This is a genomic window from Bordetella genomosp. 11, from assembly GCF_002261215.1.
GTDB lineage: Bacteria > Pseudomonadota > Gammaproteobacteria > Burkholderiales > Burkholderiaceae_B > Bordetella_C.
Genome location: NZ_NEVS01000001.1, coordinates 944,891 through 963,233, shown reverse-complemented (window position 1 = coordinate 963,233; position 18,343 = coordinate 944,891). Strand labels below are relative to the sequence as shown.

Genomic DNA, 18,343 nt, shown 5'->3' with positions numbered 1-18,343 from the left:
GGCCTTACGCCGGCCGCTTGCATTCGTTAAGCTCGGGTGGCTGCTGCTTGTCGCTCTGGGCCACGATGGTCGCCAGGTCGAACTCGTTCTTCATGGCCTGGGGTGCCTTGCATTCGATCACGTAGTACGGACGTATGGTCTGATGCGTGCGGGCGTCGATATGCGTCGGCCCATAGATGCTGTCGAACTGCATGCCTTCGAGCGTCTTGATAACTGCCTCCACGTCAACGGATCCCGCCTTGTCCATGGCCATCAGCAAGGTCCGCACCGAGTCATAGCCATAGGCCGCCGCATAGGAAGGCACGTTCTTGTACGCTTCCAGGTAGCGCTTGACGAACGCCTTGTTGATCGGCGTATCGATGTCCTGATAGTAGTTCAGGCCCAGGATCATGCCGCTGCGCATGGCCGGCGACAGCTCGCGCATTTGCTCCACTTCGAGGGTCCACGGGCCGACCAGCCGCACCGACTTCACGCCAAAGCTGTGGAATTGCCGCACCGCGGTCACGGCGTCGGCGCCCGCGGTCAGCAGGCAGATCAGGTCGGGCCGGGTCGACAGGGCTTTGGTGAAATACTGGGTGAACTGCCGCTCGCCGGAGGGATGATTGTCGTTGCCCACCAGTTCCAGCCCCAGCTCCTTCGCGGCCACCTGGGTGTAATGCAGCAGCGATTGCCCGAAGGCGTAGTCCGCCGTGATCGTGTAGATCTTCTTCTTGTCCGGCAAGGTCTTGCTGACGTATTCCAGCGTCGCGCGCAGCGCGGTGTAGGCGTGCGCGGACCATTGGAAGGTGTACGGGCTGCAGCGCGATCCCGTGAAGTCCTCCGACCCGCCGGCGGCGTACTGCAGCACCTTTTCCTGGCGCGCGACCTCGAGTTCGGCCAGTCCCACGGCGCTGGAGAAGTTGCCGACGAAATAGCGCAGCTTGTCCGTGCCGATCGCCTCGGTCAGGCGGCGCACGCCCACGGCCGGTTTTCCTTCGTCGTCGCGCACGATCAGTTCGATCTTCTTGCCCAGTACCGTGCCGTTCCGTTCTTCGAGGGCCAGCTTGGCGCCCTTATGGACCAGGTCGCCGGCATAAGCGAAAGTGCCGGTCTGCTGCGAGATCACGCCCAGGGTAAGGGTGTCGTCCGAGCGCTGTGCCCACGAGATGCCGCCAAGCGACGATCCCAGGGCGGCGACGCCGGCCTTCAGCAAGGTGCGGCGGTCCAGTTTTTTGTCTGTCATCATTATGTTCCCCTTGAAAGCGCCGGCTCAACGCGCGGCTTGGTGGTTTGCGAATCCCATCTCCGCGCCGAAGGTGGTCAGCCCACGCTCCAGCCGCGCCAGCAGATCTTCCATCTCGGTCTTGCTAATGACCAGCGGCGGCGCAAGCAGCGTGGCATTATTCAGCGGCGGGATGCCCGCCGTATAAACGATCAGGCCCGCATCGAAGCAATGGGCCGTGAAGCGCGCGTTGGCATTGCGCGACGGATCCGGCGGTGTCCCGGTGACGGGATCCGTGACGAACTCGAACCCCCACAGCAGGCCGCGGCCGCGAATATCGGCGATCCACGGGAAGCGGTCCGCCAGCCGGCGCAGCCCGGCCTCCATCTGCGTGGCGCGCGCCGCCACGTTGGACAGCACATCGTTCCTGCGCATGTAGTCGACGACCGCCAGGCAGGTCGCGGCGGACAGCGGGTTGGCGCTGAACGTATGGCCGAAAGGCACGGTCTTGCCGGTGGCGGCGAAGGTTTCCACGATGCGCTGATGAAACAGGACCGCGCCCATCGGCGTATAGCCCGAGGTCATGCCCTTTCCCGTGGCGATCATGTCGGGCGCGATGCCATCGTGGTCGCAACCGAACCACGTGCCGGTACGTCCCATGCCGGTGATCACCTCATCGGAGATCAGCAGCACTTCGTGGCGGTCGCAGATTTCGCGCAGCGTGCGCATGTAGCCCACCTCCGGCGTCAGGGCGCCGCCGGCGGCGCCCACGACCGGCTCCACAATAACGGCGGCCACCTTGTCGGCGCCATACTCGCGGATGACACGGTCCCACACCATGGCGCCGTGGCCTTCCACGTCCTGGCCCGACAGCGGAAAGCGGTAGGGATAGGGAGGAGGGGCGACCGCGAAGGTGTGCAGCAGGTCGCCATAGTCGGCGCGACGCGCGTTATGCCCCGACATGGAGAGCGCGCCCATGGTCATGCCGTGATAACTGATCGCGCGACCCAGGACGTGCGCCTTGCCGGGCCGGCCGCGGTCGCGCCAGTATTGCCTGGCCGTGCGCAGCGCCAGTTCGGTGGCTTCGGATCCGCTGTTGACGAAAAACGCGTGGCTGATGCCCGTGGGCGCCAGGTCGACCAGCGCCTGTGCCAACGCTTCGGCCGCCGCGTTGGTGAAGTGCGTGCGATACGTAAAGCACGCCTTTTCCGCCTGGGCATGCATCGCATCCAGCACCTCGCGCACCCCATGGCCTATCGATACGGTCATGGCGCCGCCCGAGCCGTCCAGGTACTGGCGACCCGCGGTGTCGTAGATGTAGACGCCCTGCGCCCGATCCACCACGGGCAGGCGTGCGCCCAGCGGCTGCTTCAGGAGCACGTCGATGTCGGCTGGATTGAATACGTATTCAGAATTGGGCATGTTGGATCGGTTCCGACCAGGCCGCGCGAGGCGTCAGCCGGCATTTCTTCGCAGTTTCAGGGAGGGAAGTCGGGTTGGCGGGGGCCGCGTCAACAGGTTGACTGCGGTGAATTCGGATTCTTAACGAACCGCGGACGAGGTGCTATGGGGGTTTTCCCGGCGCGCCCGGACGCGAGGTCGTCGAAAGGCCATATGCGGGTAAACCTGTATTTGCATACGTATGCAAAGCTCCGATGGTAGTCAGCCCTGTTGACCGCCAATCACCATAAGGAGCCCCGCCCAGCCATGATCCGCTACCTGAAACGCGGCCGTACGGCCCAAGTCAAGACCGAGGGCGACGCCCAGGTTCGCGCCACCGTCGAAGGCATCATCCGCGATATCGAAACGCGCGGCGACGAAGCCGTGCGCGAGTACAGCCGGAAGTTCGACAACTGGGATCCCGCCGATTTCCGCCTGAGCCCCGACGAGATCGCCCAGGCACGCCGCCAGCTATCGCAGCGCGAGATCGATGACATCGCATTCGCGCAGGCGCAGATCCGCAATTTCGCGAGTATCCAGCGCGCGTCCATGCAGGATGTCGAGGTGGAAACCTATCCGGGCGTGGTGCTGGGCCACAAGCACATCCCCGTCAACGCGGTGGGCTGCTACATCCCGGGCGGGAAATACCCCATGCTGGCCTCCGCGCACATGAGCGTACTCACCGCCAAAGTGGCCGGCGTGCCGCGCATCGTATCCACCGCGCCCCCCTACCAGGGGCGCCCGCATCCCGCCATCGTCACCGCCATGGACATGGCGGGCGCCGACGAGATCCTGGTGCTGGGCGGTGTGCAGGCCCTGGTGGCGATGGCGGTGGGTACCCCCAGCGTAGCACCGGTCGATATGCTGGTCGGCCCGGGCAATATGTTCGTGGCCGAAGCCAAGCGCCAGCTCTATGGCCGCGTGGGCATCGACCTGTTCGCGGGCCCCACGGAAACCCTGGTCATCGCCGACGACAGCGTGGACGGCGAACTGTGCGCGGTCGATCTGCTGGGCCAGGCCGAGCACGGCCCTACGTCGCCCGCCATCCTGCTTACCGACAGCGAAGCGCTCGCGCGCGCCACCATGGACGAGATCGAGCGGCAGCTGGACAAGCTTCCCACCGCCGCCATCGCGCGGCAAAGCTGGAACGATTGCGGCGAAGTCATTGTCTGCGACGACATCGACGAGATGGTGCGGGTCGCCGACGAGCTGGCGTTCGAGCACGTACAGGTCATGACGCGCGATCCCGATCATTTCCTCAAGCACATGACGAACTATGGCGCCCTCTTCCTGGGTCCCCGCACCAACGTCAGCTTCGGCGATAAGGTCATCGGGACCAATCATACGCTGCCGACCAACCGCAACGCGCGTTATACCGGCGGCCTGTGGGTCGGCAAGTTCCTCAAGACATGCACCTACCAGCGCGTGCTCACCGACGAGGCCAGCGCCGCGATTGGCGCGTACTGTTCCCGTCTCTGCCATATGGAAAATTTCGCGGGGCATGGCGAACAGGCCAATATCCGCGTGCGCCGCTATGGCAATCGTGCCGATCTGCCCTGGTACCAGCCGGTGCGGGAGGATGCATGACGATGCTGCCCGCCAGCCCCAGCTTCCGCCTGGATGGGCGCCGCGCCTTCGTCACCGGCGCCAGCGGTGGCCTGGGCATGGCGGCCGCCACCGCGCTGGCCCGTGCCGGCGCGCACGTGACCCTGGCCGCGCGCCGCGAGACCGAACTCGGGCAGGTCCGCGACGCCCTGCGGGCCGAGCGGCTGTCCTGCGACTACTGCGTGCTGGATGTCACGCAGCCGGCTCAGGTCGACGCCGCGGTGGCCCGCGGCGAACCCTATGACGTGCTGGTGAACAACGCCGGCATGAACCGGCCACGCCCGTTGACGGAGCAAAGCGACGAGGATATCGATGCGGTACTCGACCTGAACGTGAAGGCCGCCTTCTACACCAGCCGGGCCGTCTCCCGGCGCCTGATGGCGGAAGGACGCCCGGGGGTCGTCATCAACGTGTCGTCGCAGATGGGGCACGTCGGCAGCCCGCGGCGGGCGCTGTATTGTGCAAGCAAGCACGCGCTGGAAGGCATGACCAAGGCACTGGCCTGGGAACTCGGCCCGCATAGCATACGCGTCAACTCCCTGTGTCCCACCTTCATCGACACGCCGCTGACAGCGCCGATGTTCGAGCAGCCGGGTTTCCGGCAGTGGGTGACCGACCGTATCGCGCTGGGGCGCGTCGGCCGCCTGGAAGAAGTAATGGGCGCCGTTCTGTTCCTGGCCAGCGATGCGTCCAGCCTGGTGACGGGCAGCGCCCTGATGCTGGACGGCGGCTGGACGGCGGCATGAAATCGGGCCCGCGTGCGCAGGATGTCGCCGCCCTGGCGCAAGTATCGCAATCGGCGGTCAGCCGCGCGTTCACGCCGGGCGCCAGCGTTTCGGAGGAAACGCGGCGCAAGGTGCTGGCCGCGGCCCAGCGGCTTGGGTATCGGCCCAATGCGATGGCGCGCAGCCTGATCACGCGCCAGAGCCGCATCGTCGCGCTGGTGATGAGCTACCTGGAGAACCAGTTCTATCCACTCGTAGTGCAACTGCTGTCGCAGCGCCTGCAGAAGGAGGGATACCATGTGCTGATGTTCATCGCCGAGATGGACGAAGCCGCGGATGGGGTGCTGGCCGATATTCTGCAATACCAGGTCGATGGCATCGTCCTGGCGTCGGCCATGCTGTCGCCCACGCTGGCGCACAGCTGCGCCGAGGTCGGCGTACCCGTGGTGCAGTTCAACCGAGTGTCGGATCTTGGAGGGCTGGCGCGCCATGCGACCAGTTCGGTCAGCTCGGATAATGCCGGGGGTGGACGCATGGTGGCCGAATACTTGCTGGCGCATGGCTATCGCCGTCCCGCTTTCCTCGCGGGCCTGGAGGACTCTTCGACCAGCCTGGAACGCGAGCGCGGCTTTACCGAAGCGTTGGCGGAAAGCAAACGGGAAGTGATAAGCCGCGAGGCAGGCCACTACAGTTTCGATGGCGCGCAAGCGGCCGTGCGCCGGATGTTCGCAGGCCCGGACGCGCCGGATGCCATTTTCGCCGCCAACGACCACATGGCCATCGCGGCCCTGGACGTGCTGCGGCAGGAACTGGGATTGCGCGTGCCCGCGCAGGTGGCTGTCATCGGCTTCGACGACGTCCCGCAAGCGGCCTGGGGGGCGTACCGGCTTACCACCGTGCGTCAATCCGTGAGCTCCATGGTCGATGCGACGGTCGGCCTGCTGCTCGAGCAGATGCGCGGCGAGATACGCGCGCGCGATGTCGTAGTCCCTTGCGTGCTGGTGGAACGGGATACCGTGCACCGATAGCGCCCGCATGCCGGTCCGGGCGGAAATCGCCGGGCGCCTGCGAACGGCAACTCGGGCCAGGCGGCCGGCAGGCGCTCATTGCCCCCGGGAAAGCCCGCCCCGCCGCTCTCGCAAGGGCAATATCCAAAGCGCCGCCGCCAAGCCCAATGTCCCACCCAATATCGTCTGCCAGGTACGCGCCGCCAGGAGCTCGATGGAATGCTGCCCGCTGGCCGCCAGCGTAACGACGAGGGTGAACGCGAACGCCCCACAAGCAATGTCATAGCGCTTAGGCAGCGCAATACCGTACAGGACCATCGCCAACGCACCCGCGCTCCATAGCAGCACCGGCGCATGCGTGGCCAGGGGCAGGCATATCAGCCCCAGGGGCACACCCACCAATGTGCCCACGATCCGCCGTCGCACACGCTCGACGGTGCCGGATGCCGTGCTCGCCACGACATAGGCCGCGGCCGTGACTGCCCAAACGGATTCCGCCAGCCCGAACGCCTGGTTGATCGCAATGGCTATCACCGCCGCGATAGCCGCCTGTATCCCCATGATGGTTTCGGGGGCCAAGGGCCAGCGGTTCGGAATATCCGCTGGCGAGAGCGCCCCGACCGTCCCCGTGTACTCGAACCGGCCTGCCAGTAACCTGGGGATGATGGCGGACGGGATCGCTATCGATACCGCCACGCCGACCGACACCAGGTCGGTGCGGTCGAAGTTGAAGCTATACGCCAGGATTTCGCCGATGTAGACCTGCGACCCCATTCCCGCGCCAAGGACGCCGAATCGCTTCAGGAATCCCACCAGGAAAGCGCCGAGCACCAGCGCGAATTCCGCGCCCGCCGGCATCAGGCGCGCCAAGGAGGGTCCAACGCCGATATACAGCAGCGCCCCAAGTCCCGATGTCGCGCACAGGACCGCAAGGTCGCGGCACGATGCGCCAGGGGTCGCGCGGGCTTCCGAGACGCTCGCCCAGAGGGCATAGGCCCCGGCCAGGAACGCGAGCGTGGCAGGCGGCAGCCGCAGGGTGGCCAACGCGTGCACGCCGCCCAGCATCGCCGCAATGCCGTACGCCGCCACCAGCCGCAGCCCCTTGATGCGACCGTGCCCGTCGGGGTCGAGGTCCTGTAGTCGGGCCAGCAGCGATGGCATCATGGCGAGTGTCCGGTTCGATCGTTTGTGGAAGAAGCACGTTTTGCTATTCCGGGGGCTGCCGCCGGCGCCCCCATCCCGTGCGCGGCGCGGTCTGCTATTCCCGGGCACCCGCCACGGGCAGGCGCCAGCCGCGACGGATGGCCATCAGCCGCAGGCCGAAGCAAACCAGCGCGCCGGCCAGGGTGGCAGCGATGGCGGGGACGTCGAGCATTTGGCCGACCACTACGATGCCTGCGCCCGCCAGGGCCGCGACGGCGTAGATATCGGCGCGGAGTACGGCGGGGATTTCGGCCGCAAGGATATCGCGGACCATACCGCCGCCAATGCCGGTGAGCATCCCCAGCAGGGCCGCCATCAGCGGGTTCAGTCCGAAGGCGAGCGCTTTCTGCGCGCCAGAAACCGCGAAGAGGGCCAACCCCGCGGCATCGAAGATCAGTACGGGACTGCTCAGCTTCTCGATGGCCGTGGACCAGTAGAAGGTGATCGTCCCGGCCAGCAACGAGACCGCGAGGTACCGCCAGTCGCTGATGGCGCCGGGAGGTACCGATCCGATCAGCAGGTCGCGCGTGATGCCGCCGAAATTGCCGGCGACGAACGACAGCACGAGCACGCCGAAAAGGTCCAGGCGCCGCTTGACGCCGGCAGTCGCTCCGCTCAGGGCGAAGACGAAGGTGCCGGCAAGATCGAGGATCAGAAGCAGCATTTCGGGAGCAGCGTGTCGGTGGCCTGGGGGACCGCCATATTGCCAGCCATGCCAGGGCGGCGACAACAAGTCCGTCGCACCCGCCCGTCCGCGAACGGCCACGGACGGTCGATCACTTCGGAATCGTTTTCGCGGGGCGTCCGTAGCGCAGCATAACGCTGGAATACGCCAGCACGTGCCCGCGCATTTCCTCGATCAGTTCGTCCCGCTTGAGCCCCGACTTCAACGCCCCCGGCTCCAGGTCCAGCGCATACGCCTGGAAGATGTAGTGGTGCGGCTTGTCCCCCATCGGCGGGCAGGGCCCGTAGTATCCGGGACCGTTCGTGCGGTTGGTCCCCGGCGTGGATCCCTCCGGCCCTTTCGCGCCTACGCCGCGCGCCAGGGTTTTGGTCGATGCGGGGATGCCGTAGACGACCCAGTGCACGATGCCCAGGCCTGTCGCGCCGTCCGGATCGTAGACCGTAACGGCGTAGCTTTTGGTACCGGCCGGCGCGTGGTTGAAATAGAGCTCCGGGGATATGTTCTCGCCCCCGCACATCGCCCCTGTCGCATCCTTGGCGTTCGCTGCGTTGGCGCGGCTGAGCGATGCATTGTCCATCAAGCCCTTGGCGACCAGCTCGAAGGGGGGTGCCGCGGTCGCGGACATCGCCCACGACAGGCATAGCGTGCCTGCCGCGAAACCGGCCACGCGTGAACGGAGGGATCGGGTCATTTGGAGCTCCTTCGGTTAGCGCCGGGGGAATCCCGGCGTCGAGACGTTGATAGACAAGCTACCGGTCGAACCCGTTCCCGTTCAATGTCCCGTCGCCGGATAATCCGGCCCCGGGTCGCTGAACCCGCCCATGCTCCAGGGGTTGGCCGCGCCCGGATGCGGCGGGCCCGGATGATTGAATTGGTCGCCAGCGCAGCCGCCCAGCAGCAATCCCGCCACGCATACCGCGGCGATGGTGGCGGCGACTTTCCTGACGCTAATCTGTTGCGTTTCCATGATCAGCTTCGTGCATCGCGCGCACGCTCGAAAATGTCTATCCATTGTGCATATTGTGTGCCGATACGCTGCGCGGCCTCTTCGCGGCCGACCTTGCCGGCCTCGTAATCGGCGACGGCGCTGAAGAAGCTGGTGCGCCCGACGGCAAAGCCGATGAAGCCGGGCACCGGCGCAGCCGTTTCCAGCCAGGCGCGGACTTTGCTGTCGTCCGCGCCGCGGCCCAGGACGATGCAGCTGACGCGGTCGCGGCCGCTCCGGCGTGCCTGCCGCACCACGCTTTCGCAGTCCTCGCGGCGGTCCAGCCCTTCGATTTTCCAGACGTCCGGCTCGACGCCGGCACCCTGCAGGGCGCTGATGGCCTCAATCATCAGCGTGGGCCGCAGCCGCAGGTCGTAGACATCCTTGTCGCCGTTGACGGAGGCCATCTGGGCCTCCGTGGCGGGCACGAGCAATTCGAACATCAGGCGCCGGCCGGCATCGCGGCAGTAGTCGGACAGCGCGCGCAGCCGGGACGCCTGGCGCCGGTTCATGGCGTCGTCGTCCTGCGGGTTGTAGCGCACCAGCACCTTGGCGAAGGTCGGATCGAACTCTTCGATATGGTCCGCGTAGTCGTCGCCATATTCGAAATGGAATTCGTCGGATCCGCTGCGTTCGACGGACAGCGCCGTGACGTAGCCGCGCCGGCGGGCATCGCGCAGGATGGAAGCGCCGAATTCCTCGTCGACCAGGATGCCGGCCTTTTCCCGGGCCAGGCCGCGCTCGGCCGCATTCAGGAAGCCTTCGTAGATCAGTTGTTTGCTGTCTTCCACCTTGGCCTGCTGCGCCGCGCTCAAGGGTGGCTTGAAGTTGAACATGCTCTTGACGTACGAATTGCGATGATCGAACGGCAGCAGGTACAGGGCTTGGTCATAACCGGGTTGCATGGCGGCCTCCTGGAAAATCAATCGTCACGGGCACGCGGCGGCGATGCCCGGACCGGAATATCGGCATCGGCCAACTGGCCGATGCGGTCCAAGGTAATGTCGGCGGAGGGATAGCTGGCGTTCTCCTCGTCGTTCAGGGCATAGTGCCCCTGGCGCACGAAGACGGTGGTGACCCGCTCGCCCCAGGCGCGCTTGATGGCGGCCAACAGGCGCAGCTTGTCGTCGACCATCACGTAATGCGGCGCCGGATGCGCTTGCGCGATCTGCGCCAGCATCCGCTCCTTGTGGACGTGGATCAGGACCCGTCCGTCGACGGCATCCCACAGGCCGGCGGCGCGGATCTTGTGCGGCTGGAACACCACGTCGCCATCCGAAAGGATGACGGCCTTGCCCACGCTGGACAATGCGTCCAGCGCGCCGGGGAATACGGCGCGCTGGAACGGGTACTCCATCAGGAAGGTGGACACCTGGACCAGCTGCGCATCGTTCGCGCCAGGCTGGCGCAGGTCCTGCAGACTGCCGAGGTAGTCCGCGTAGCCGGATTCGTTGCGGCGTTTTTCGTAGACCTGCCGATAGCGCCTGACGGCGTCTTCGCCCAGGACGTCGCGCAGGCGTTCGTCCAGATCGCGGTTCATGCGATCGTTGTCGAACAGTGTGTTGTCGACGTCGAACAGGAATAGCGGTTCGTCGCGCATGCCGTCAGGCCTCCGCAGGGTTGCGTCGCACGGGGGCGCCGGGCGCGCCGCGCGGTACCTCAGGTGTGCTCGGTAGCGAGCACCCATGGTAAGCCAGCGCGGCATGGCACGGCAATCGCCCGACGGTAACGCCGCTGTAGCACTCAGCCGGAAATCAGCCTGTCATGCGCCGGCGCCCGCCCTGGAATCAGCCGGGATACGGACCGAGGAAATCCAGTTTGCCGATCGGGACCCCGCTATGGCGCAGGATGCCGTAGGCCGTCGTGATGTGGAAATAGAAGTTGGGCAGCGCGAAGGACAACAGGTAGGCGTCGCCCTGGAACGTCGGCTTGAAGTCGCCGAAGGTCAGCTGGACGCTTTTGCTTTCGCTGCCTTCCAGCGCGGACGCCGGAACGCTTTGCAGCCAGGCCACGGTATCGGCGATGCGCTTGCGCAGCTCGGGAAAGGTGGTTTCGACGTCCTCGAAGCTGGGGGCATCGAGGCCGGTCAGGCGCTTGACGGCGAACTTGGATGCGTCGCTGGCGCGCTGAATCTGGCCTGACAAGGGATACATGTCCGGCGCCAGGCGGGCATTGACCAGCGTGGACAGGTCCAGGCCATTCTGGGCGGCATGCGCTTCCGCCTTGTCCAGCAAGGCGGTCAGCACGTTCAGGGCGCGGACGAAAACAGGGATGGAAGCCTGGTACATCGACAAAGGCATGATGGGTCTGCTCCGGTTCTATGGGAAAAGGCGGGACGGGCAAGGGACCCGGCCGCGCCATGCACGGGCGGATAGTAGCGTCCCGGCGATGAAGGAACGGCGCACAACCCTGCTGGCGAGCGGGTGAATGAACCGGCGACATCGTTGCATGCCGCGCCGGAAGCGCTTTCCCGATCCCTCGCGCCACCGGCATAATGCCTCCGGCCGGCAACCGCCGGGAACCCGCGGGCGGGTCGCGGGCGGGCATATGGCGCGGACAGGCCCGGCCTGGACGCATCGGAGCGTAACTTATGAACCACCCCGTATTGGTCGTGGGCGCGGGCCCCGTCGGGCTGACCATGGCGATGGCGCTGAAGCGCCGCGGCGTGAACCTTCGGGTCATCGACAAATCCTTCGCCCGCAGCGACAAATCCAAGGCCCTGGTCGTCTGGCCGCGCACGCTCGAATTGCTGGAAATCCAGGGTTGCGCGCCGGCGTTCATCGCCGCCGGCATCCGCGGCCGGGGGGCGCGTATCTTCGCGGAAGGCAATCCGCTGGTGCACGTGCGCTTCGACATCGCGCGCAGCGCCTACGATTACGCCCTGATGATCCCGCAGAGCGAAACCGAGCGTGTACTGGAGGAACAGCTGGCAGCCCTGGGAACGCAGGTCGAACGCCGGGTCGAACTGCTTTCCTTCCAGGACAATGGCGATAGCGTCGGCGCCGTGCTGCGGCATCCCGACGGCCGCGAGGAAACCGTGGACGCCGCCTACCTGTGCGGCTGCGATGGCGCGCACAGCACGGTACGCCATGCGCTCGGCGTGCAGTTCGACGGCAGCACCATGCCGTCCGACTGGGTGCTGGGCGATGTGCACATCGAAGGCGACCTATCGCGCGAAGAGCTGACGATCTGCTGGCAGCAGGACGGCGTGCTGGCCATCTTCCCCATGGGCGAGACCCGCTTTCGCGTCATTGCCGATGTCGGCGCGTCCTCCGTGGCGGCGCCGGCGGCGCCCACGCTGGAAGGCCTGCAGGCGTTATTGGACGCGCGCGGTCCGCAGGGCCTGCGCGCCTACGACCCGTTCTGGCTAAGCGGCTTCCGCATCAACGAGCGCAAGGTGCGGGACTACCGGCGCGGCCGGGTATTCCTGTCCGGCGACGCCGCCCACGTGCATAGCCCGGCGGGCGGCCAGGGCATGAACACCGGCATGCAGGACGCCTTCAATCTGGCCTGGAAGCTGGCCATGGTGTGGCACGGCCAAGCCGCCGGGACACTGCTGGACAGCTACTCGCCGGAACGCAGCGCCATCGGCGACCAGGTCCTGCGCAATGCGGGCAACATGACCCGTATCGCGTTGCTGCGCAATCCCATCCTGCGCGAGCTGCGCAACCTGGCGGCGGGCACGCTTTCGCGCATCCCGGCGCTGCGCCAGCGCATCGTGGACCAGTTGACCGAACTGGACCTGCACTATCGGGAAGGCGGCTCGCTCACGCAATCGCCGCGCGGCGCGGCCGAACACCCCTCGCCGGGAGACCGCGCGCCGGACATCGGCCTGCGCAGCACCGACGGCAACGCCCGCAACCTGTACGCGCTGCTGGCCACGGGCCGCTTCGCCGTGCTGTCGGTGGACGCGCCCGCCGTGGACCTGCCGCAAGGCACGCGTTCCATCGCCGTGGCGGCCGTGGCCGCCGCCGATACCGCCTACCAGGCGGGCCACGTCTACCTGGTCCGTCCCGACGCCTATGTGGCGCTGAGCGTGCGCGCCGGCGACGACGCCACGATCATCGCCGTGCTGGAACGGCTGGAGGCCGGCTGAGCGGCGCGGCGCTCAGGAAAAATACAGCTCCAGCGCGTTCGGCCCGTACACGCGGCGCCGCGCGGCCTCGTCCGGGATGGCCTGCTTGAGCCAATCTATCGCGCGCCGGTAATCGGTGTCCTTTTCGCCGCCGACGAAGGGGCAGTCGCTGGCCCACAACATCTTGTCGTAGCCGACGCGGCGGCAAAGCTCCTGCGCGCAGCCCAGCGCATAATCCCCCAGGCGATAAGCGCCGGACAGCTTGACCCAGGTACGGCCCTTTTCCACGGAGGCGACCATCGCGCGGAAACCGTCGCTGTCGACGCCCTTGGCGGGATCCGGCCGACCGATATGGTCGATGACGATCTTGACGCCGGAACGCTCCAGGTAAGGCAGCACCAGCGGCAGGCGCGGTCCGTCGATGTGTACGTGCACATGCCAGTCCAGGTCCACCAGCCGGCGCAGGAATTTACGGTAATCCCAGCTATCCAGGTCCGGCAGCTGCGGCATGCTGATAAAGGGCAGCCGGACGCCGACGATGCCGTCGCGGTCCATCTGGTCCAGCACGACGCGCTCGATGGACGGTTCGGCGATGATGGTCCCGCGCAGGCGCGGATTGCCGCGCACCGAATCGATCACATAGTCGTTGTAGTCGCCCCAGGGGCTGGCCGCCGCGATGACCGCGTAGCGCACGCCATACTGGTCCATCACCCCGGTCAATTGCTCCACGGTGAAGCTGTATGTGGGAGCGTGGCGCGGATTCGGGATCAGCGGCATGTCCTGCTTGAAGACATGCACATGGGTGTCGACCAGAAGGCCTTCTTCGGGATACGCCGTATTGCTCACGTAGAACTCCTGTTGGCGGCGCGAACGCTGCCATGATCCCCGTCTCGCGACGGAGCGTCCGGCAACCGCGCCATTGCTATGCCAGCCGGCCGGGCTTGCGCTTATTGGCGCTGGATGCCCGCCTGCTGGATCACCTTGCCCCACTTGTCGATGTCCGTTCGCAGGATCGCGCCCATCTCTTCCGGCGTGCTGCCCTTGGCCTCGGTACCCAGGTCCAGGAAGCGCTGCTTGACGTCGGGCATCCGCAATACCTCGTTCAGCTGGGCGTTCATCACCTTCACCGCCTCGTCCGGCACGCCTTTGGCGGCGAAGATGGCATTCCAGCCGGTCACGTCGTAGTCCAGGCCGCTTTCGCGGACGGTGGGCACCTTGGGCAGCCAGGCGGAGCGTTGCGTACCGGTGGTGGCGATGGGCGTGACTTTGCCGGCGTCGACGATACCCTTGACCGCCGCGTAGGACTCGAAGGCGACATCGACGTCGCCGCGTATCAGGGCCGTGACGACGTCGGCGGTGGTCTTGAACGGAATGACGGAAGCGTTCAGCCCGGACGTGGATTTGAACAATTCCGCCGACAGGTTCTGCGTGCTGCCGGGATTGATGGTCCCCAGGACGATAGGCCGCTTCTTCGCTTGCGCCAGCACATCGGCCAGCGTATGCAGCGGGCCGTCGGCCTTGGTCAGCAGGATCAGGTCGAAGTAGGCGACGGTCGACACCGGCGTGAAATCCTTCACGGGATCGTAGGGCAGCTTGAACAGCGACTTGCTGATCGCCGTGCCGTTCGAAAACGCGATGAAGGTATAGCCGTCATGCGCGGCATTCAGCGTCGCGGTGCCGGCCACGATGCCGCCGGCGCCGGGGCGGTTCTCGACGATGATTTTTTCGCCGTAGCGCTCGCCCATCTTCTGCGCCACCAGGCGCATCGAAATGTCCGCCAGCCCGCCCGGGCCGAAAGGGATGATGAAGCGTATCGGTTGCTCGGGATACCGGGCCAGGGCCGGCGCGGCGGCCAGCACGCCAGCCAGCAGCGCCATGCAATAGGCGGCACCGCGACCTGCCCGCGCCAACGATCGCGCGATCGATCGGATCATGAAAGTCTCCCTGGTTGTTATAAGCGGCGTCCGCGGTGCGCCCGCACCGTTCGGACATCGTGTTGACCGGGAGTCTAGGCAGGCGGGAGGGCCCGCACAAATGAATTGTTTGGCGGGATTTATTCGCCGCGTTCATCTTCCGCGCGCGGCAATCCCGCGCGCAGCGCATCGACCAGCAGGTCGCGCAGCGTCTGGGCCGGCCCGGACAGCACGGCGCCGCGGCGCGTCAGCACCGCCAGGCGGCGCGCGATGCTGGGCTGCAGCAATGGGCGTGTCACCAGGCCGTCGGCCTGCGCCACCGAAAGCGCCGGCACCGCGGTCAGCCCCAGGCCCGCGCGCACGAAGTCCAGCGCGACCGCCGTATGCTGCGTTTCGTAGGCCCAGCGCAGCGTCAACCGCCGCTCGCCCAGGGCGTCGTCGATCGCCGTGCTGTTGCCCGCGGGCAGGCTGATGCGGATCAGGGTCTCGCCCTTCAAGTCATCCCATTGCACCGCGCGCCGGCCCGCCAGCCGGTGATCGGCCGGACAGACGAGGACGAAAGGCTCATCCGCGAAGGGTTCGACGGCCAGGTTATGGGGATTCGCCGCGACCACCGAAATGCCGAATACCGTGGTTTCGGCGTGGGTCAGTTCGGCGATCTCCTGGATGGAATTGTCGAACACGCGCACGGCGATCGCCGGATGCAGATCGCGAAAGCGCGCCAGCGCCGGCGCGATGCGATGCGCGGCCAGCGTGGGCAGGCATCCGAAGGCCAGCCATTGCGGCGCCGTACGGCTGTGCTGCCGCAAGGCATCGTAGGAAAGCTCGAATTCGCGCATGGCGGCGCGCACGCGCGGCAAGAGCGCGCGACCCGCGTCCGTCAAGGTGACGTCGCGGGTCGTGCGGGCCAGCAGGCTCACGCCCAGGCTGGACTCCAGCTTGCGGATACGATGGCTGACGGCGGTCTGGGACAGGCACAGATGGGCGGCTGCCTGCTGGAAGCCGCCCTGCTCCACGATGGCCAGGAACGCCTGCATGCCGAGAAAGTCGATTTGCATGCGTCCTATTAAAACGCAATACCGCCGTGCTGCCCGCGACCTATTCCTTCAGGGTGTTGGGCACCGGCTCGCCGGCCAGCCAGGCATCCAGATTGCGCCGCACGCCGCGCGCGAACTCCTGGAATACAGGCTCGGCGACGAAGCCGTAATGCGGGGTCAGCAGCACATTCTCCAATCCCAGCAGCGGATGCCCCCCGGGCAGCGGCTCGGCGTCGAACACGTCGAACGCCCCGAACCCCGGGCGGCCGGCGCGCAGGGCCTCCACCAGCGCATCGGTGTCCATCAGGTCGGCGCGCGAGGTATTGACCAGGATGCTGTCCTGCCGCATCAGGGCCAGGCGCTCGCGGTTCAGCAACTGCCGCGTGGGAGGGGAAGGCACCAGGTGCAGGCTGACGACCTGCGAGGTACCGAGCAGGTCCTCCAGGCTGACCGACGCCGCCCCGTGTTCGGCCGCGCGGGCGGCCGTCATGTTCGGGCTCCAGGTGACGACTTCCATGCCCAGGGCCCGGCCCACGGCCGCCACCCGCTGGCCGATCTGGCCCAGGCCGATAAGGCCCAGCCGCTGGCCATGCAGCACCGGCGGCAGGAAGGCCACGCGCGCGGGATCGCGCCACGTCGTGCGCGCCGGCGTCAGCCTCAGGTCGGCGATACCCCGCGCGGCGGCCAGGATCAGCGACCAGGTCATCTCGCAGGTGCTGGCCTTGGAAGGCCCCCACTCCGTATGACTGACCAGAATGCCCCGTTCAAGCGCCGCCTTCAGGTCCAGCTTGGTATTGCGCGTGCCGGTGTACAGGATATGCCGCAGGTCGGGCAGCCGCTGCATCAGTTCGGCCGGCATCGGCGTGCGGTCGCGGATCAGCACCACGCACTGCGCGCCGCGCAAGGCATCCAGCAGGGCATCGCCGCGCAGCATCGTGTTGTGCAGCACGACATCCGCCCTTGCGCCTATCGCCTTCCAGTCGACGCGCTCGCGCAGGGCGTTTTCCCAGTCGTCCAGGACGACGATCTTCTGTTTACCGCTCATGCCTTCGCCCTTGCCAGCCCAGCGACCTTGCGGGCGTCGGGTGCGTTGCCCAGGTCCCAGCAGGCCTTGATCAGGTCGCGCGTCTGGTCGGCGCCGAGGATCTGGTCGGACATGCCGCTGAACTTGGCTTCCAGGTCGGCGTCGCTCATGGGGCGCTGCAGGGAACCGATGGCGTGTTCGACGAAGATATGGACCTTGCTGCCGTCCTTCAGCGTCGCGACCGCGTCCACGCTGGCCTCGTCGATGGCGTCATCCACCGTGGCGACGACCTTGCGGCGCACATCCACCACGTCGGGACGATTGACGATGTCGTCGGCGTACTCGTCTTCCGAGGCCCGGCCGAAGATCAGGCCGGCCGCGCAGCCGTGATACACGCTGAACTTGCCCTGCAGGCCGTCGGCGGGTTCCTTCTTGCCGGTCAGTTCCAGTACCAGCGAGTGCACGCGCAGGTCGATGCGCTCCAGGTTCTCCGGCGTGACGCCCTTGGCGCGCAGCTGCACGCAGGCATCGATGCTGGGATGAATGACGATGCCGCAGGCGAAAGGCTTGTACGTATTGAACGAGATCTCGAAGCGCTTGCCGAGCTCGTCGGTGATCTCGTTCCAGTCGAACTTGGTCGACGCGACCTGCGCGAAACCGCGCGGGGCCTCGATGGCGCGCTTGCTGGACGTGAAACCCTCGCGCGCCATCAGCGCCGACATCAGGCCGGCACGGGCGGCGCCGCCCGGGTGAAAAGGCTTGGTCATGGTGCCGAACTGCTCGCGCAGGCCGACGGGCTGCGAGGCTGCGATGCCCAACGCCATCTGCGTCTGGTCCACGCTCAGGCCGAGCAGGCGCGCGCACGCCGCCGCCGCGCCGAAGCCGCCGGTCGTGCCGGTGATATGCCAGCCGCGATCGTAGTGCTGCGGATAGACCATGTTGCCGATGCGGCAGGCCACATCGATGCCGATGACGACGGCATCGATGATCTGGCGGCCGCTCGCGCCGGTCAGTTCCGCCAGCGCCAGCACCGCCGAGCACACCGGGCCCGCGGGGTGGATGATCGTCTTCAGGTGCGTATCGTCGAAGTCGAAGGTATGCGACGTAATGCCGTTGATCAACGCGGCGCTGGCGATGTCCACGCGTTCGCGCCGGCCCAGGATGGTGGCTTGCTCCGAGGGCTTGAGCACCTGCACCGCGTGCAGGGCCGCGAGCGCGGCCTCATGGTGCGCGGCGCCGACGGCGCAGCCCAGCCAGTTCATGAAAGTGCGATGGGCCTCGTGGTCCACCTCGTCGCTCCAGCCGCGCGAAGGATGGTTGACGACGAATTCCGCCAATGTGCGGGTCACGGGCGGCGCATTGTGATCGGCATCGATCTTGGTGTTCAGGGCCATGCGTTTCTCTAGGTTGGAGGTGGTGAAAATCCGTCGGCGGCGGCGCCGC

The 18,343-nt window shown here is 66.7% G+C and carries 18 protein-coding genes; 4 read left to right on the top strand and 14 right to left on the bottom strand.

All coding sequences use genetic code 11. The features are described 5' to 3' along the window. Positions 1-4: 4 nt before the first annotated feature. Both CAL28_RS04350 and CAL28_RS04345 read right to left on the bottom strand, forming a co-directional pair. Positions 5-1,225: an ABC transporter substrate-binding protein gene (locus CAL28_RS04350; RefSeq protein ID WP_094840149.1), complete on the bottom strand. Its 1,221-nt coding sequence runs from the start codon at positions 1,223-1,225 to the stop codon at positions 5-7. 24 nt (positions 1,226-1,249) lie between these two features. Next, the gene (locus CAL28_RS04345) at positions 1,250-2,623 is read right to left on the bottom strand and encodes an aminotransferase family protein (protein WP_094840148.1); all 1,374 of its coding nucleotides are present in this window, start codon (positions 2,621-2,623) and stop codon (positions 1,250-1,252) included. Positions 2,624-2,908: 285 nt separating this feature from the next. On the opposite strand from CAL28_RS04345, the gene hisD reads away from it, so the two are divergent. From hisD to CAL28_RS04330, 3 genes are read left to right on the top strand one after another with little or no spacing between them, the layout of a single operon-like run. Continuing rightward, positions 2,909-4,228 carry a histidinol dehydrogenase gene (hisD, locus tag CAL28_RS29955; RefSeq protein ID WP_094840147.1) on the top strand — a complete coding sequence of 440 codons (1,320 nt, stop codon included), beginning with the start codon at positions 2,909-2,911 and terminating at the stop codon, positions 4,226-4,228. A gap of 2 nt (positions 4,229-4,230) precedes the next feature. Further along, on the top strand, positions 4,231-4,992 hold the full coding sequence (locus CAL28_RS04335) for an SDR family NAD(P)-dependent oxidoreductase (RefSeq protein WP_094840146.1): 762 nt from the start codon (positions 4,231-4,233) through the stop codon (positions 4,990-4,992). Continuing rightward, positions 4,989-5,999, top strand: coding sequence for a LacI family DNA-binding transcriptional regulator (locus CAL28_RS04330; protein WP_094840145.1), 1,011 nt, complete (start codon positions 4,989-4,991; stop codon positions 5,997-5,999). Before CAL28_RS04335 ends, CAL28_RS04330 begins: the two co-directional genes overlap by 4 nt. A 75-nt stretch (positions 6,000-6,074) precedes the next feature. On the opposite strand, the gene CAL28_RS04325 is transcribed toward CAL28_RS04330, so the two are convergent. The 7 genes from CAL28_RS04325 to CAL28_RS04295 all read right to left on the bottom strand — a co-directional run bounded on the left by CAL28_RS04325 (position 6,075) and on the right by CAL28_RS04295 (position 11,151). Beyond that, a complete protein-coding gene (locus CAL28_RS04325) occupies positions 6,075-7,142 on the bottom strand; it encodes an FUSC family protein (RefSeq protein WP_094840144.1) in 1,068 nt (355 codons plus the stop codon). A 94-nt stretch (positions 7,143-7,236) separates the two neighbouring features. Beyond that, positions 7,237-7,845: a trimeric intracellular cation channel family protein gene (locus CAL28_RS04320; RefSeq protein WP_094840143.1), complete on the bottom strand. Its 609-nt coding sequence runs from the start codon at positions 7,843-7,845 to the stop codon at positions 7,237-7,239. Between the two features lie 112 nt (positions 7,846-7,957). Continuing rightward, the gene (locus tag CAL28_RS04315; protein WP_094840142.1) at positions 7,958-8,557 is read right to left on the bottom strand and encodes a YbhB/YbcL family Raf kinase inhibitor-like protein; all 600 of its coding nucleotides are present in this window, start codon (positions 8,555-8,557) and stop codon (positions 7,958-7,960) included. Between the two features lie 81 nt (positions 8,558-8,638). After that, positions 8,639-8,833 (bottom strand): hypothetical protein, encoded by a 195-nt coding sequence (locus CAL28_RS04310; RefSeq protein ID WP_094840141.1) that lies wholly within the window; start codon positions 8,831-8,833, stop codon positions 8,639-8,641. A 2-nt stretch (positions 8,834-8,835) separates the two neighbouring features. After that, positions 8,836-9,756 carry a 2-deoxy-5-keto-D-gluconate 6-phosphate aldolase domain-containing protein gene (locus CAL28_RS04305; RefSeq protein ID WP_094840140.1) on the bottom strand — a complete coding sequence of 307 codons (921 nt, stop codon included), beginning with the start codon at positions 9,754-9,756 and terminating at the stop codon, positions 8,836-8,838. Between the two features lie 17 nt (positions 9,757-9,773). Next, the gene (locus CAL28_RS04300; RefSeq protein ID WP_094840139.1) at positions 9,774-10,451 is read right to left on the bottom strand and encodes an HAD family hydrolase; all 678 of its coding nucleotides are present in this window, start codon (positions 10,449-10,451) and stop codon (positions 9,774-9,776) included. A gap of 187 nt (positions 10,452-10,638) precedes the next feature. After that, positions 10,639-11,151, bottom strand: a complete 513-nt coding sequence (locus CAL28_RS04295; protein WP_094840138.1) for a DUF1993 domain-containing protein — start codon at positions 11,149-11,151, stop codon at positions 10,639-10,641. A gap of 290 nt (positions 11,152-11,441) precedes the next feature. Between CAL28_RS04295 and CAL28_RS04290 the strand changes: the two genes are divergently transcribed. Beyond that, the gene (locus tag CAL28_RS04290) at positions 11,442-12,947 is read left to right on the top strand and encodes an FAD-dependent monooxygenase (protein WP_094840137.1); all 1,506 of its coding nucleotides are present in this window, start codon (positions 11,442-11,444) and stop codon (positions 12,945-12,947) included. A 12-nt stretch (positions 12,948-12,959) separates the two neighbouring features. On the opposite strand, the gene CAL28_RS04285 is transcribed toward CAL28_RS04290, so the two are convergent. From CAL28_RS04285 to CAL28_RS04265, 5 genes are all read right to left on the bottom strand, one after another. Then, positions 12,960-13,772 carry an amidohydrolase family protein gene (locus tag CAL28_RS04285; protein WP_254925979.1) on the bottom strand — a complete coding sequence of 271 codons (813 nt, stop codon included), beginning with the start codon at positions 13,770-13,772 and terminating at the stop codon, positions 12,960-12,962. Between the two features lie 101 nt (positions 13,773-13,873). Further along, a complete protein-coding gene (locus CAL28_RS04280; RefSeq protein WP_094840136.1) occupies positions 13,874-14,860 on the bottom strand; it encodes a Bug family tripartite tricarboxylate transporter substrate binding protein in 987 nt (328 codons plus the stop codon). Positions 14,861-14,979: 119 nt separating this feature from the next. Further along, on the bottom strand, positions 14,980-15,897 hold the full coding sequence (locus CAL28_RS04275; RefSeq protein ID WP_094840135.1) for a LysR family transcriptional regulator: 918 nt from the start codon (positions 15,895-15,897) through the stop codon (positions 14,980-14,982). Positions 15,898-15,937: 40 nt separating this feature from the next. After that, positions 15,938-16,921: a D-2-hydroxyacid dehydrogenase family protein gene (locus CAL28_RS04270; protein ID WP_094840134.1), complete on the bottom strand. Its 984-nt coding sequence runs from the start codon at positions 16,919-16,921 to the stop codon at positions 15,938-15,940. Then, positions 16,918-18,294, bottom strand: coding sequence for an MmgE/PrpD family protein (locus CAL28_RS04265; protein ID WP_094840133.1), 1,377 nt, complete (start codon positions 18,292-18,294; stop codon positions 16,918-16,920). The genes CAL28_RS04270 and CAL28_RS04265 overlap by 4 nt, the downstream gene beginning before the upstream one ends. Between the last annotated feature and the right edge of the window lie 49 nt (positions 18,295-18,343).

What these genes read in the sequence shown, in the direction of transcription:
- CAL28_RS04350 (WP_094840149.1), bottom strand. Translation starts at nt 1,225, where the DNA reads ATGATGACAGACAAAAAACTGGACCGCCGCACCTTGCTGAAGGCCGGC.
- CAL28_RS04345 (WP_094840148.1), bottom strand. Translation starts at nt 2,623, where the DNA reads ATGCCCAATTCTGAATACGTATTCAATCCAGCCGACATCGACGTGCTC.
- hisD (WP_094840147.1), top strand. Translation starts at nt 2,909, where the DNA reads ATGATCCGCTACCTGAAACGCGGCCGTACGGCCCAAGTCAAGACCGAG.
- CAL28_RS04335 (WP_094840146.1), top strand. Translation starts at nt 4,231, where the DNA reads ATGCTGCCCGCCAGCCCCAGCTTCCGCCTGGATGGGCGCCGCGCCTTC.
- CAL28_RS04330 (WP_094840145.1), top strand. Translation starts at nt 4,989, where the DNA reads ATGAAATCGGGCCCGCGTGCGCAGGATGTCGCCGCCCTGGCGCAAGTA.
- CAL28_RS04325 (WP_094840144.1), bottom strand. Translation starts at nt 7,142, where the DNA reads ATGATGCCATCGCTGCTGGCCCGACTACAGGACCTCGACCCCGACGGG.
- CAL28_RS04320 (WP_094840143.1), bottom strand. Translation starts at nt 7,845, where the DNA reads ATGCTGCTTCTGATCCTCGATCTTGCCGGCACCTTCGTCTTCGCCCTG.
- CAL28_RS04315 (WP_094840142.1), bottom strand. Translation starts at nt 8,557, where the DNA reads ATGACCCGATCCCTCCGTTCACGCGTGGCCGGTTTCGCGGCAGGCACG.
- CAL28_RS04310 (WP_094840141.1), bottom strand. Translation starts at nt 8,833, where the DNA reads ATGGAAACGCAACAGATTAGCGTCAGGAAAGTCGCCGCCACCATCGCC.
- CAL28_RS04305 (WP_094840140.1), bottom strand. Translation starts at nt 9,756, where the DNA reads ATGCAACCCGGTTATGACCAAGCCCTGTACCTGCTGCCGTTCGATCAT.
- CAL28_RS04300 (WP_094840139.1), bottom strand. Translation starts at nt 10,451, where the DNA reads ATGCGCGACGAACCGCTATTCCTGTTCGACGTCGACAACACACTGTTC.
- CAL28_RS04295 (WP_094840138.1), bottom strand. Translation starts at nt 11,151, where the DNA reads ATGCCTTTGTCGATGTACCAGGCTTCCATCCCTGTTTTCGTCCGCGCC.
- CAL28_RS04290 (WP_094840137.1), top strand. Translation starts at nt 11,442, where the DNA reads ATGAACCACCCCGTATTGGTCGTGGGCGCGGGCCCCGTCGGGCTGACC.
- CAL28_RS04280 (WP_094840136.1), bottom strand. Translation starts at nt 14,860, where the DNA reads ATGATCCGATCGATCGCGCGATCGTTGGCGCGGGCAGGTCGCGGTGCC.
- CAL28_RS04275 (WP_094840135.1), bottom strand. Translation starts at nt 15,897, where the DNA reads ATGCAAATCGACTTTCTCGGCATGCAGGCGTTCCTGGCCATCGTGGAG.
- CAL28_RS04270 (WP_094840134.1), bottom strand. Translation starts at nt 16,921, where the DNA reads ATGAGCGGTAAACAGAAGATCGTCGTCCTGGACGACTGGGAAAACGCC.
- CAL28_RS04265 (WP_094840133.1), bottom strand. Translation starts at nt 18,294, where the DNA reads ATGGCCCTGAACACCAAGATCGATGCCGATCACAATGCGCCGCCCGTG.